Annotated in this window: 14 protein-coding genes and 6 tRNA genes; 8 read left to right on the forward strand and 12 right to left on the reverse strand. The window is 70.6% G+C overall.

The features are described from left to right. Window positions 1-9: 9 nt before the first annotated feature. From FHX80_RS01585 to FHX80_RS01595, 3 genes are all read right to left on the reverse strand, one after another. Window positions 10-1293, reverse strand: a complete 1284-nt coding sequence (locus FHX80_RS01585) for an ABC transporter substrate-binding protein (protein ID WP_145762448.1) — start codon at window positions 1291-1293, stop codon at window positions 10-12. A gap of 175 nt (window positions 1294-1468) precedes the next feature. Further along, window positions 1469-1540: transfer RNA gene (locus FHX80_RS01590), tRNA-Val, on the reverse strand. A gap of 54 nt (window positions 1541-1594) precedes the next feature. After that, on the reverse strand, window positions 1595-2086 hold the full coding sequence (locus FHX80_RS01595; protein WP_145762449.1) for a TIGR02611 family protein: 492 nt from the start codon (window positions 2084-2086) through the stop codon (window positions 1595-1597). Between the two features lie 190 nt (window positions 2087-2276). On the opposite strand from FHX80_RS01595, the gene FHX80_RS01600 reads away from it, so the two are divergent. After that, the gene (locus tag FHX80_RS01600) at window positions 2277-2690 is read left to right on the forward strand and encodes an SsgA family sporulation/cell division regulator (RefSeq protein ID WP_003959770.1); all 414 of its coding nucleotides are present in this window, start codon (window positions 2277-2279) and stop codon (window positions 2688-2690) included. 333 nt (window positions 2691-3023) lie between these two features. After that, on the forward strand, window positions 3024-3599 hold the full coding sequence (locus tag FHX80_RS01605) for a CGNR zinc finger domain-containing protein (RefSeq protein ID WP_145762450.1): 576 nt from the start codon (window positions 3024-3026) through the stop codon (window positions 3597-3599). A gap of 4 nt (window positions 3600-3603) precedes the next feature. On the opposite strand, the gene FHX80_RS34570 is transcribed toward FHX80_RS01605, so the two are convergent. From FHX80_RS34570 to FHX80_RS01620, 4 genes are all read right to left on the reverse strand, one after another. Beyond that, on the reverse strand, window positions 3604-3759 hold the full coding sequence (locus FHX80_RS34570; RefSeq protein ID WP_167523345.1) for a hypothetical protein: 156 nt from the start codon (window positions 3757-3759) through the stop codon (window positions 3604-3606). Between the two features lie 166 nt (window positions 3760-3925). Continuing rightward, a complete protein-coding gene (locus FHX80_RS01610) occupies window positions 3926-4897 on the reverse strand; it encodes an acetylxylan esterase (protein ID WP_145762451.1) in 972 nt (323 codons plus the stop codon). Between the two features lie 63 nt (window positions 4898-4960). Next, window positions 4961-5980, reverse strand: coding sequence for a LacI family DNA-binding transcriptional regulator (locus FHX80_RS01615; protein ID WP_145762452.1), 1020 nt, complete (start codon window positions 5978-5980; stop codon window positions 4961-4963). A gap of 214 nt (window positions 5981-6194) precedes the next feature. Further along, on the reverse strand, window positions 6195-6656 hold the full coding sequence (locus tag FHX80_RS01620; protein WP_145762453.1) for a hypothetical protein: 462 nt from the start codon (window positions 6654-6656) through the stop codon (window positions 6195-6197). 170 nt (window positions 6657-6826) lie between these two features. Here FHX80_RS01620 and FHX80_RS01625 point away from each other — a divergent pair, with 170 nt between their 5' ends. Beyond that, complete coding sequence (locus FHX80_RS01625) at window positions 6827-7342, forward strand: DsbA family protein (RefSeq protein ID WP_145762454.1); 516 nt, start codon at window positions 6827-6829, stop codon at window positions 7340-7342. A 26-nt stretch (window positions 7343-7368) separates the two neighbouring features. Here FHX80_RS01625 and FHX80_RS01630 read toward each other — a convergent pair whose 3' ends face one another. From FHX80_RS01630 to FHX80_RS01640, 3 genes are all read right to left on the reverse strand, one after another. Then, a complete protein-coding gene (locus FHX80_RS01630) occupies window positions 7369-8205 on the reverse strand; it encodes a GNAT family N-acetyltransferase (protein WP_145762455.1) in 837 nt (278 codons plus the stop codon). Window positions 8206-8309: 104 nt separating this feature from the next. Continuing rightward, the gene (locus tag FHX80_RS01635; RefSeq protein WP_145762456.1) at window positions 8310-9131 is read right to left on the reverse strand and encodes an aminotransferase class IV; all 822 of its coding nucleotides are present in this window, start codon (window positions 9129-9131) and stop codon (window positions 8310-8312) included. Further along, the gene (locus FHX80_RS01640) at window positions 9128-10165 is read right to left on the reverse strand and encodes a chorismate-binding protein (RefSeq protein WP_145767021.1); all 1038 of its coding nucleotides are present in this window, start codon (window positions 10163-10165) and stop codon (window positions 9128-9130) included. Before FHX80_RS01640 ends, FHX80_RS01635 begins: the two co-directional genes overlap by 4 nt. 163 nt (window positions 10166-10328) lie before the next feature. On the opposite strand from FHX80_RS01640, the gene FHX80_RS01645 reads away from it, so the two are divergent. The 5 genes from FHX80_RS01645 (at window position 10329) to FHX80_RS01665 (ending at window position 10771) form a co-directional block, all read left to right on the forward strand. Next, window positions 10329-10401 (forward strand) — tRNA-Gly (locus FHX80_RS01645). Window positions 10402-10438: 37 nt separating this feature from the next. After that, window positions 10439-10512: transfer RNA gene (locus FHX80_RS01650), tRNA-Cys, on the forward strand. 1 nt (window position 10513) lies between these two features. Beyond that, window positions 10514-10585, forward strand: a tRNA-Val gene (locus FHX80_RS01655). 19 nt (window positions 10586-10604) lie between these two features. Next, window positions 10605-10676, forward strand: a tRNA-Val gene (locus tag FHX80_RS01660). A gap of 23 nt (window positions 10677-10699) precedes the next feature. Continuing rightward, window positions 10700-10771, forward strand: a tRNA-Val gene (locus tag FHX80_RS01665). 109 nt (window positions 10772-10880) lie between these two features. Here FHX80_RS01665 and FHX80_RS01670 read toward each other — a convergent pair. Continuing rightward, a complete protein-coding gene (locus FHX80_RS01670) occupies window positions 10881-11171 on the reverse strand; it encodes a TFIIB-type zinc ribbon-containing protein (protein WP_145762457.1) in 291 nt (96 codons plus the stop codon). A 68-nt stretch (window positions 11172-11239) separates the two neighbouring features. Beyond that, a complete protein-coding gene (locus FHX80_RS01675; protein ID WP_145762458.1) occupies window positions 11240-12370 on the reverse strand; it encodes a phosphotransferase in 1131 nt (376 codons plus the stop codon). Between the last annotated feature and the right edge of the window lie 136 nt (window positions 12371-12506).

Consider the following 12506-nt stretch of genomic DNA (forward strand, 5'->3'; position numbering starts at 1 on the left):
CGTTCCCTCTCAGTTCGAGGCGAGGGCGGTCTTCGCCTCGGAGAAGAACTGCTTCACCGAGTCCTGCGGCGAGGACTTGCCCAGGGACATGTCGCTGCCGATGCGCAGGAAGGCCGCCTCGACGACGTCGGCGCCGGCCGGGTGCGGCGTGATGGGCTCCAGCACTCCGGCGTCGGCGATCTCGGTCTCGTAGGCGCCGATGGCCTTGCTCGGGGCGTCGGCCGGCTGGAAGGCCTCGAACTGCGCGGTGGTCGCGGGCACTCCGCGGTCGTAGCCCATGATCCGGGCGACCGCGGGGTCGTGGGTCATGAAGCTGATGAAGGTGGCGACCTCGGCGGGATGCTTGGTGCGGGCCGTGCCGCTCAGCATCAGCGAGCCGAGGTACTGGCCGGTCTTCTTGCCGTCGGTGCTCGGGATGGGCGCGAGGCCGTAGCTGCTCTTGCCCTCCGCGCTGTAGCGGACGGAGAAGTTGTCCCAGGTGAACTCTCCGGCCGAGATGCCCTTGGCGAGCGCGGAGGCGGGCTTGATCTGCTCGACCTTCTTCTGGTCGGCGTAGATTCCCGCCTTGACCCGCGCGAGGGACTCCGTCCAGTACGGAAGCAGTTCGGCCTCGCCGAAGCCCATGCCGTCCTTGGTGAAGAACGCCTTGCCGTTCTGGCGGAGGATCAGGTCGTACAGGTACATGATGCCGTGCGGGCCGGAGTCGCCGGCCATGTGCGAGACCGACTTGATCTTCCGCAGCCCCGCGTACCAGTCGTCCCAGGTCCAGCCGAGGCTGTGGTCGATGCCCGCCTTCTCGTAGACCTTCTCGTCGATGACCAGGGCCATCGAGTTGCTGCCGACCGGTACGCCGAGCAGCTTGCCGTCTATCTCGGCGAACTTCTCCAGCCCCGAGCGGAAGCCGTCCAACTGGAGGTTGCCCTTCTTCGCCTGCGGATTGAGGTCCAGCAGGACGTTCTTCGCCTCGTACTTGCGCAGGAAGGTCACCGCGTTCTGGATCACGTCGGGCGGGTTGCCACCGGCCGCCTGGGTGTTGAACTTCTTCCAGAAGTCCGCGTACTGCTGGAAGTCCGTCTTCACCTTGATCTTCGGGTGCTTCTTCTCGAAGAGCCTGACGCACTCCTGGACCTTCTTCGCCCGGTCGTCGGCGCCCCACCAGGCATGCCGGATGGTGACCGCCCCGTTCGAGCCGCCGCCGGATCCGCAGCCCGCCGCCGTCAGCCCGACGCCGGCAGCCGAGAGGCCCGCGAGCCTCAGCAACTGCCGCCGGTCCATGCCTTCGTTCCGAGACATAGTTCGCCCCTACGCTTGATTGAATCGTTTTAGAAAGCGCTTGCCGGGTCAAGGTAAGGAGCGCCATCGACGGCGTCAACAGTTGGGACGAAAATCAGTCGAAGCGCTTGAATCGCGCACGCGAAAACGCCGATGGCCCGGAAGCTTGTTGAAGCTTCCGGGCCATCGGTCCGGGTGGGCGATACTGGGTTCGAACCAGTGACCTCTTCGGTGTGAACGAAGCGCTCTCCCACTGAGCTAATCGCCCGGGCGCAGGCCAAACATTACCCCATGTCAGTGGCGCCCCCCGACCAGCTCCGGATCACTCGTGGATCTTCCACGGCATGACGATTCCGAACTTCCACACATAGATCCCCACCAGCACCGCGACGATCACCAGACCGATCACCGTGAGCGCGATGTTGCGCCGCCGCACCTTGGGGTCGAGGGCGCGCCGGGCGGCCTCGGTGACCTTCCGCCGCGTCCAGCGCAGCACCAGCTGCGCCCAGACGAACTCGGTCGCCCAGATCGCCATGCCCCCGAAGATCACCAGCCAGCCGGGGCCGGGCAGCGGCAGCATGATGATGCCCGCCACCACCACGGCGAGGCCGACCATGAACACGCCGACCTGCCAGCTCAGGTGCAGCGCCCTGGACGCCTTGATGAACCCGGGCGCCCTGGAGCCGAGCTCGGGATCCACCTCCGCCACACCCGGCACGACGTCTTCCGTGGCGCCTTCCGTCACGCCCCCCGTCGCGGGCGCCGGATCCGCCGATGCGGCGGCCCCGTCCCGCTCGTCACTCTCCGCATTCATGGGGGTCAACCTACCGGAACGGCCTTCGTCACCGGAATGGCCGCATAACCCAAAGTTACACACCGCTATACGAGCTACCTCAAGAAGCACAAAACGGTCAGACGGGTTTACAACGCCACCGTAGGTGGCATGTCGATTTCGCCGACGTGCGAATCCCCGAGCGCACACTGAGCGAAAGGCCCTGGCGCTTATGAACACCACGGTCAGCTGCGAGCTGCACCTGCGCCTCGTTGTGTCGAGCGAGTCCTCACTGCCTGTACCCGCGGGCCTGCGGTATGACACGGCCGATCCGTATGCCGTGCACGCCACCTTCCACACCGGAGCGGAGGAAACGGTCGAGTGGGTTTTCGCCCGTGACCTCCTTGCCGAGGGGCTGCACAGGCCCACCGGCACCGGAGACGTCCGCGTCTGGCCATCCCGTAGTCACGGCCAGGGCGTCGTCTGTATCGCACTGAGCTCCCCGGAGGGCGAAGCCCTGCTCGAAGCCCCGGCAAGGGCCCTGGAGTCGTTCCTGAAGAGGACCGACGCCGCGGTTCCGCCCGGCACCGAGCATCGTCACTTCGATCTCGATACGGAGCTCTCACACATCCTGGCGGAAAGCTGAGCCAGGCCGAGAACTGCACGACGCCGTCCTACTCGGGGAGACGGCGTCGCGCGGACAACCTCATACGGATGCAGCCCGCGCCGTCACCACGGAATCCACCGTGGTGACGGCGCCGGTCCGCGTTCATCCGGTCCCCCGTCCCGCCCGGACGCCCCTGGCCGGCCCGCCGCAGCCCCGCCACGGACCCGCGCCCGTCGCCTCTCGGCCCGATGGCCGGTAAGTGCGCCCCAGGGGCCCCAGAGGCCGTCTCGGGCCCCTGGGCGCCGCGGCAGTACCAGTAGAGTCAGCCGGCATCGGCGGGCGCCCGCCCGCCGGAGGCCAGGGAGCGAAAGCGTGCTGATTCCCCACGACACCCGGATCGCCCTCGAAACGGTGGTCGAACTGGTGAACACCGCGCCCGAGAGCGCACAGCGGGAGGACGGGTCACCGGCCGACGCGCTCGCCGGAATCCCCGCGCTCTACGCGTTCGCCGAGCACCACCGCCTGAGCGGGGTGAGCGAGCTCGACGAGAAGGACCTACGGGCCGTGCACGACGTTCGGGCGCGGTTCGCGGCGGTCTTCGCGGCGTCCGACGCACAGGTCGCCGCCTCGCTCGTCAACTCCCTGGTGGCCGCCGCGGGCACCACGCCGCAGCTCAGCAATCACGACGGCTACGACTGGCACGTGCACTACTTCGCGCCGGACGCCTCCATCGCCGACCACCTGGCGGCCGACTGCGGCATGGCCCTCGCGTTCATCATCGTGGCGGGCGAGACGGAGCGGCTGAGGCGCTGCGAGGCGCCGGACTGCCGGCACGCCTTCGTCGACCTCTCCCGCAACCGCTCCCGCCGCTACTGTTCCAGCCGCACCTGCGGTAACCGCTTGCACGTCGCCGCGTACCGGGCGCGCCGCAGGGAAGCGGCCGGCTGACCGTTCACAGCACGAAGAGATCATGCAACGCGGCCATCAGCAGCAGGCTGCCGACCACCGCGAGGAAGATCATCAGAGGGGGCTGGGAAAGCGCGAAGAGGCAGCCACGCGGCTCTTCGGCGGGGGGTGCGGGGGCATCGCCCCGTGAGGTGTCCACCATCTCCGGACGATCATGACGCAGTCCGGACCCGTTGGCGATCAACGCTGCTCTTCACGAGGGGAGTTCACCCCTCACGTGGTGATCGAAATCGCCTGCGTGTCCGATCATCCGCCCCACGTTCGGGACCGTCGGGCGATCCCCCGCCGCTTTCCCGGCCCGTCGCCCGTCAGCCCAGGTCGCGCAGCATGCGCAACTGAACCCCGCGGTGGGTCGAGCCGCCGCCCTCGTGGTTGTTCCAGGGATAGACCACGATCTCCTTGGGGCCCGCCCAGTGGTTGTAGGCGGCGAAGACGGTGGACGGCGGGCAGACGGTGTCCATCAGGGCCACCGAGTAGAGCGCGGGCATCGTCGCCCGGGCGGCGAAGCTGAGGCCGTCGAAGTACGAGAGGGTCCGGAACACCTGGTCGGAGACACCATGTTGGGCGGACAGGAAGCGGACGATCTCCTGGTACGGGTCCTGGTCGGTGATCTCGACGGCGCGCCGGTAGTGCGTCAGGAACGGTACGTCGATGAGCGCGGCCTTGACGTGCGGGCTGAGCCCCGCCACCGCCTGCGCGATGCCGCCGCCCTGGCTGCCGCCGTGCACGACGATCCGGTCCGGGTCGACGGCCGGGTGGGTACGGGCCACCTCGACGGCGCGTACCGCGTCGGTGAACACCCGCCGGTAGTAGTACTCGTCGGGGTCGAGGATGCCGCGGGTCATGAAGCCGGGCGACTGCGGATTGCCGCCGCCGTGCGGGTCGGGCGTGGAGCCGGGCGAGTTGCTGTTGACGGCGCCCTGCCCCCGGGTGTCCACGAGCAGGGTGGCCCATCCGGCGGCGGCCCACACCAGGTGGTCGTGCGGCAGCCCGCGCCCACTGCCGTATCCCAGGTAGTGGACGACGGTGGGCAGCGGGCCCTCGGCACCGGCGGGCACGTTCAGCCAGGCGCGTATGCGGTGGCCGCCCCAGCCGGCGAACGACACGTCATGGGCAACGACATTGCTCAACGCGGCGTCGTGCACGGTGAATTCGGCGTCCAGCGGGTGTGCGGAGGCCTCTTCGAGGGTGCGCCCCCAGAAGGCGTCGAAGTCGTCCGGTTCAGCGGACTCGGGCCGGTAGGAGCGGAGTTGATCCAGGGGAAGGTCGAACAGGGACACGCGGTCTCCATTTCGGGCAGGCGGAAAGGAACGGCAGAAGGAACGAAGGGGCGGGCGACCGTCTCAGCGAGGCGTGGAGCTCGATGCGCGCACGACGAGTTCCGGCTGGAGCACCACACTGCGGTGCTCGTGGTGGCCCTCGTCGTCGTCCGCCTCCTCCAGCAGGAGTTCGGCGGCCAGCCGGCCCATCAGGACCGCCGGCTGGCGGACCGAGGTGAGCGGAACGGCAGCGGCGGCGGCGAATTCGATGTCGTCGTATCCGACGATGGCGATGTCCTGCGGCACCCGCACCCCGGCCGCGTACAGCGCCTGCAGGACGCCGAGGGCGAGCAGGTCGTTCGCGCAGAACACGGCGGTGGGGCGGGGCACGAGACCGAGCAGCCGGGCCCCGGCGTCGCGTCCGGCCGCCACGTCCAGCCGGTCGGAGGGGATCTCGACGAGTGCCTCGGGGGCCAGCCCCGCCTCGGCCAGGGCGGACAGCGCACCCGTGCGGCGGTCCCTGATCTGGTGCAGGTCGCCGGGTCCGCTGACGTACGCCACCGAGCGGTGCCCGGCCGAGACCAGGTGTCCGACGGCCAGAGCGCCGCCCCGCACGTCGTCGACGGAGACGGCGCAGGTCCCGGTGCCGGATGCGACGCGGTCCACCAGCACGTAGGGAATGCGGTGGCGGCTGAAGGACTCGAGGTTGCGGCCGGTCGCGTCGGCCGGTGTGACCAGCACTCCGCACACTCGCTGTTCCGCGAAGAGGCCGAGATACTCGGCCTCTTCCGCGGGGCTCTGGCCGCTGTTGCAGACCATGACACCGAGGCCCGCCTGGCGGGCGGCGCGCTCGGCGCCGCGGGCCACGTCGACGAAGAAGGGGTTTCCCATGTCCAGGACGAGCAGGGCCATGATCCGGCTGCGCCCGGCCCTGAGCTGACGGGCGGATTCACTGCGGACGTAGCCGAGCTCCTCGATGGCGGCCAGCACTCGCGCCCGGGTCTCGGGGAGTACGGCCTCCGGCCGGTTGATCACATTGGAGACCGTGCCCACGGAGACCCCGGCCTGCCGGGCCACATCCTTGATCCCTGCCACACGCGCCACTTGCCCTGCCCCACTGGTGCCCTCGGCCGCACTGGTCCAGCGGCGTCACCCCATCGTACGGACGGCGTGAGTGAATTGATTCAATCCGGTCGGGACGCTAGCCCCATCCCCGAACACCGTCAAGGATCATGCCTGAATCGATTCATTCCAGCTGTTGCCCTCACTCTCCCACTCCCCCGCAGCCGGGTACGTGATCGGGCGTACGGGCGGGCCGTCAGATGCCGTGCTTCTTCAAAATGGCCTCGATGTCGCTGAAGTCGTCGCCCGAGCCACGCGCGGCGGTCTGCTTCTCCGGCTTCTCCCGCTGCTGCGACCGGACTGCCGGAAGACCTGCCCCCAACGAGGGGGCCGAGGCGGCCGGAGCCACCGCGCCGTTCCTCGCGGCACGGGCGGCCTCCTTGCGTTCCTTGCGGGTGCCGCCCCCGCGCCGTTCGATCGCGCGGGTCATGATGAACAGCAGCCAGGCCACCCCCAGCAGGCCGAAGCCCAGCCAGACACTCGGCTTGAACGCGATGTCCGTCACCCACTGGACGACACCGGTCAGCACCAGGCCGATCGGGACCAGGGAGTAGGCCGCGATCCTCGTCGCGGCGAGGAAGCGCTTCCGGTACGCGGTGACGGCGGCGATGCCCAGGCCCGCCGCGGACGCCGCGGAACAAATGGTCTCGGCAAGCATCGGTGCCTCCAGGCGCAGGGGAAACGTCCCTTCCATCCTGCACCCGTCCACGGGCCCGCGGCCACGCCCGGAGCCCACATCAGGGACATATCAGGGCCGGGATCCTCCCCAGGTGCCGTGCGGGCCGGTGCCGGTCGGTACTCCCCGGTACACCCTGGGAGACTGGTCCCATGAGTGATTCCACCCCCGCAGCACCGGTCGTCCTCGACATCTGGTGCGAGCTCCAGTGCCCCGACTGCCACCACGCCCTCACCGATGTGCACGCCCTGCGGGCGCGGTACGGCGACCGGATCGAGGTGCGACTGCGGCACTTCCCGCTGGAGAAGCACAAGCACTCCTATGCCGCCGCTCAGGCCGTCGAGGAGGCCGCGGCGCAGGGCAAGGACTGGCCGTACATCGAGGCCGTACTCGCCCGCACCGATGACCTCGCCCGCGCCGGCGAGCCGATGCTGATCGAGGTGGCGGGGGAACTCGGTCTGGACGCCGAGGAGTTCGACACCGCCCTGATCGACGGCCGGCACATGCTGATCGTCGACGCCGACCAGGCCGAGGGCAAGGCGATCGGGGTCACAGGCACCCCGACCTATGTGATCGGCGGCGAGCGGCTGGACGGCGGCAAGAGCCAGGAAGGACTGCGCGAGCGCATCGAGGAGATCGCCGACCGGCTGCTCGCCGGACAGGGCTGAGAGGGCGGGCGAGAGGCCCTGGACGCCTACAGCGGCTTGGTCAGGTGGTACTGGCTCGGCTCGTAGCCCAGCGACTCGTACAGCCGGACCGCGGCCGTGTTGGCCGTGACCACGTGCAGGCCCAGCCGCTCGTCGCCCGCCGCGAGAGCGATCCGCTCCGCCTGGAGCATCAGTGCCCGCCCGTACCCCCGGCCACGGAACTCCTCATGCACCTCCACGTCGAACACGTAGCCGACGAGCAGACCGGGGTGGATCTCGAACCGGGCCACCCAGACGTGCCCCACGGCCTCGCCGTCGTGGATCAGGAGGTGCAGATGGGCGCCCTCGGTGGCCAGGCCGTCCGGCAGGTGCCGGGCGTGGGAGGTGCGGGCGGCCTCGAGGGCGGTCGCCTCCGAGGTGCCGCGGGTGACCAGGCTCTCCGCGTAGGCGGCGATGGCCCTCTCCTCCCATGCCGCGAACTCCCCGGGCGTCATCGGGCGTGCGGTCAGTCCTTCCGCCAGGGCCGGGGGGCCGGACGGCAGGGTCTTGATCATGTTCCGGCTGCGCTCGGTGTAGCCGAGTGCGGCGGCGAGCCGCCGCGCCGCGGTGTTGTCCGCGGCGACTTCCGTACGCACCTGGGTACAGCCCCAGCCGCGCAGCACCTCCTCGGCCGCCAGGGCCGCGATGGTCCCGCGGCCGCGCCTGCGGACGGGCTCGTCGATCCGCAGGGACCGCAGCAGGCCCGCGCCGCCGGCCGGCCCCGGCTCGGTGGCGATATCGACGGCGCCGACGGGCCGCCCGTTGTCACATACGTCGTAGGCGCGGTGCTGTGCGCCGTCGGCGCCTGACTGGATCGGCCCGGAAGGCCGGAGTGTCGTGGTCATCAGGGGATTTCTATCCCCCTTACGGGGAGCCGTCATCCGCTTTTCCGGCATCCCCCGTACTCGGCGGACGGCCCGGCGTACCGGCGTGACCCGGCGATCCGGCCCTACGGGTCCAGGTCGTCGCCGGCCCGCTCGTCGAAGACGCGCATGGCCTTGGCGGTCACCGGACCGGGGCCGCCGGGCAGTTCCCTGCCGTCGACCCGGTGGACGGCCTGGATGTCGCGGAGGGTGGAGGTCAGGAAGATCTCCTCGGCCCGCTCCAGGACGTCGAACGGCAAGTCGGTCTCCTGCGCCCCGGTCCACTCCACCGCCAGCGCGCGGGTGATCCCGGCCAGGCAGCCGGAGGCGACCGGCGGGGTGTGCAACTGCCCGTCGAGGACGACGAAGACATTGGACCCGGTGCCCTCGCAGAGCTGTCCGACGGTGTTCGCGAAGAGCGCCTCGGTGGCACCCCGCTCGTGGGCGCGGGCGAGCGCGACGACGTTCTCCGCGTACGAGGTCGTCTTGAGCCCCGCGAGCGCGCCGCGTTCGTTGCGCGTCCAGGGGACGGTGATGACCGCCGTGCTGTCCGGGCGGCGCTTCACCTCCCCGAGGGCGACGACCAGGCCGGGGCCGGCGTTGCCGCGGTCGGACCCGAGCGGTGAGATGCCTCCGGTGTAGGTGATCCGCAGCCGGCCGAGGGTGGCCGGGTTGGCCTCGATGACGGCGGCGCAGGCCCGGCGAACCTCGTCCCGGTCGGGCTCCGGCAGACCGAGGCCCCGGGCGGAGCGGGCAAGCCGGTCGAGATGCCGGGTGAGCGCGAAGGGCCTGCCGTCGGTGGTCCTGACCGTCTCGAAGATGCCGTCGCCGACGGTGAGCCCGTGGTCGAGCACGGACACCCGGGCGTCATCGGCGGCCCGCAGTTCGCCGTTGACCCAGATCCTCATGGTGCGGTCCTTCCGGTTGTTTCGTATGCGCCCGACGCTACCGCGAGCAGCCTGGACGCCTTGAGTTCGGTCTCGTCCCATTCGCGTTCCGGATCCGACCCCCAGGTGATGCCGGCGCCGGTGCCGAAGCGCAGGACGGGGGCGGGCCCGGCACGGTCGATCCAGAAGGTGCGGATACCCACGGCGAGCGAGGCGGTGGCCCGGTCGGCGTCCACCCAGCCGATGCCGCCGCAGTACGGGCCGCGCGGGGCGGTCTCCAGTTCCCCGATGATCCTCAGCGCGCTGGATTTCGGGGCGCCCGTGACCGAACCGGGCGGAAAGGCGGCGGCGAGGAGCTCCGGCCAGCCGGTCCCCTCGGCCAGCAGGCCGCGCACCGTGGAGACGAGGTGGACGAGGCCCGGGTGCTTCTCGACCACACAGAGATCGGGGACGCCGACCGATCCGGTGGCACAGACCCGTCCCAGGTCGTTGCGGACCAGGTCGACGATCATGACGTTCTCGGCGTGGTCCTTCTCCAGCAGATCGTCCTCGGTGCGGCCGGTGCCCTTGATCGGCCCGGACTCGATCGTGCGGCCGTCCCTGCGGAGGAACAGCTCGGGCGACGCGGTCGCGATCTCCACACCGTGCGCGGGCAGCCGAATCGTTCCTGCGTACGGGGCGGGATTGCCGCGCGCCAGCAGTGAGGTGAGGGCGTCCACGTCCGCGGCGGCCGGATCGGGCAGCCGGGCGGTCATCACCCGGCAGAGGTTGGCCTGGTAGACCTCGCCCGCCGCGATGTACTCACGGATGCGACGCACTCCCGCGGTGTAGGCGTCGCGGTCGAGGGACGAACTCCAGTCACCGGCGGCGGGCCCGCGCCAGGCACCCCGCACCGGGGCGGGCACGGCCGCGGTGCGCACGGTGGCGAAGCGGGCGCAGACGAGCCTGCCCTCGAAATCGGCACATACAGCCCAGAATCCGGACGAGTCGAGGGCCGCGGGATCACTGGTCACATCCTGCAGATCGGAGGCGACGAGGCCGCCGAAGCGGGCCATGGGAGCAAGGTCGTACACGCCGGTGAGTCTAGGACGGCCCACGGTGACCCGCGCCGGGGCGAGCGCACCTCAGCACGCTGCGCAAACGCGTTTTTGTACTGGCCCCGGAATCCGCTAGAGTTCATCACGTCGCCGGGACGCGCAAGTGAACCGGAACCGACAAGCGGACGTAGCTCAGTTGGTAGAGCGCAACCTTGCCAAGGTTGAGGTCGCCAGTTCGAACCTGGTCGTCCGCTCGCAGAAGGTGGGGGATCTTCCCGAACCCCCACCCCTGGTGGAGTGGCCGAGAGGCGAGGCAACGGCCTGCAAAGCCGTCTACACGGGTTCAAATCCCGTCTCCACCTCCAAGGACGATTAGCTCAGCGGGAGAGCACTTCCCTGACACGGAAGGGGTCACTGGTTCAATCCCAGTATCGTCCACCGGTCCGCAAGGACCCCCGCGCGATTAGCTCAGCGGGAGAGCGCTTCCCTGACACGGAAGAGGTCACTGGTTCAATCCCAGTATCGCGCACGCAGTACACGCAGGGTCACCCTGCGCGATTAGCTCAGCGGGAGAGCGCTTCCCTGACACGGAAGAGGTCACTGGTTCAATCCCAGTATCGCGCACAGTCCGAAGCCCCGGTCGTCTCGACGACCGGGGTTTCGTCGTTGCCGCACGCGTCCGTGCAGCGGACCGGGCATGTGCCGTCCGGTCCGCGGCGCGGGGCGAGCCGGGTCAGGACGAGAAGAGCATCCGGCCGAAGCTCTTCTGCCGGTAGTGGCCGTGGTGACCGCCGTGGTGCTGCTGCTGCGGGGCACCCCAGGCGGGTGCTTGGGCGGCCGGGTAGGCCTGCTGAGGGGCGGGCGGCGGAGGCGGGGCCTGCTGCGTCCACTGCGATTCGATGCGGGTCAGGGACTCCAGCTCGCCGTAGTCCAGGAATATCCCCCGGCAGCCGCTGCACTGCTCGATCTGAATGCCGTTGCGGTTGTACGTGTGCATCTGTGCGTGGCACTTGGGGCACTGCATGTTCGGGCTCACTCCTCGCCGTCGGTTGGCCGTCGCCGGAATGCGTGCCCGCCGACGGTCGGTTCACCCTACGACGCGTGCTCGGCGGCCAACTCGGTTGGGAGAGACGCGATTCGGGCGCAGGCCTCGATCATCATCTGTTCCACCTCATCCGGATTCCTCCCCTCCGCCGCGGACTTGGCGAGGGCCAGTGCCGCGGTCTGTACGGTCAGGGTGCGCGCGGCGACGTCCAACTCGGGCCAGGGGTCGCCCTCGGCGGGCAGCGCGGGGCCGCCGACGGCCCGGTAGGCGTCCACGAAGCGGAACCAGACGTCGGGGGGAAGCAGTCCGGCCGCGTACCAGGCCGCGGGCCGGGCCAGATCCCAGGCGGCGTCGCCGAGGCCCGCGTCGTCGATGTCGATCAGCAGCCAGCGGCCGTGCGGGGCGGGGTGCCGGACGAGCTGGCCCAGGTGCAGATCACCGTGGCAGAGGAAACGCGAGCGGTGCGCGGGTGCGGGGGCCGCGTCACGGGCCCAGGCGGGCAGCCGCTGCCAGGCCGCGAGGACGGGCTCGACGGACGGGTCCCCGGGGCGTGCCGTACACATCCGGTCCACGGCGATAGCCGCCTTCGCGGGCCCCCGCATCACCGGGAGCACGAGTGGTTGCCCGGCCGGGGACAGGAGCGGTTCCGCTGCCTGGGGCACGAGCGGTCGCCCGGCCGGGGACAGGAGCGGTTCCGCTGCCTGGGGCACGAGCGGTCCCGCGGCCGGGAGCGCGGCGGTCGGGAGTTCGGTGCGGTGGAGGCGCGCCAGGAGCACGGCGGCCTCCTCCCACGGGGCCGCGTCCGGGTCACCCGGATTCACGGGCTCCCCGTGGGGCCACAGCGTGACCGGGCGGCCATGGAGCTCGGTGAGGTACGGCGACGGGGCGACGAGGTGCGCGGGGGCCGTCACCGGGGCCGCCGGGGGCTGTACCGGCAACGGCTCGAGCAGGACGCCCGCCAGGTCGGGGCGGGCCGCCAGCCAGAGGCGTACGGCCAGGGCGTCGGTGTCCGTGCCGGGGGCGTGGGCCTTGGCGACGACGGAGCCGGAGCGGACCACGGTGCCGTCCGCCCGGTCCGCGAGCACGGCCGGCGGCGGGCAGTCGCAGCCGGCCGGGGCGGGCGCGTGGGCCGCTTCGTGGGCGAGGGCGCCCAGCGCGCGTACGACTGCGGTGGTCACGGTCTCCCCCGGTGGCGCAGGATCTGCGGGCCCGGCCGACGCCGCACCCGCCGAGGAGCGTACAAGGGCCGCCCGCCGGTCGCTCCGAGGACTCCGGAAAGCGCGATGTCCGGTCAGCTCCCCAGCTGACCGGACA

It is taken from the genome of Streptomyces brevispora, assembly GCF_007829885.1.
Classification (GTDB): Bacteria; Actinomycetota; Actinomycetes; order Streptomycetales; family Streptomycetaceae; genus Streptomyces; species Streptomyces brevispora.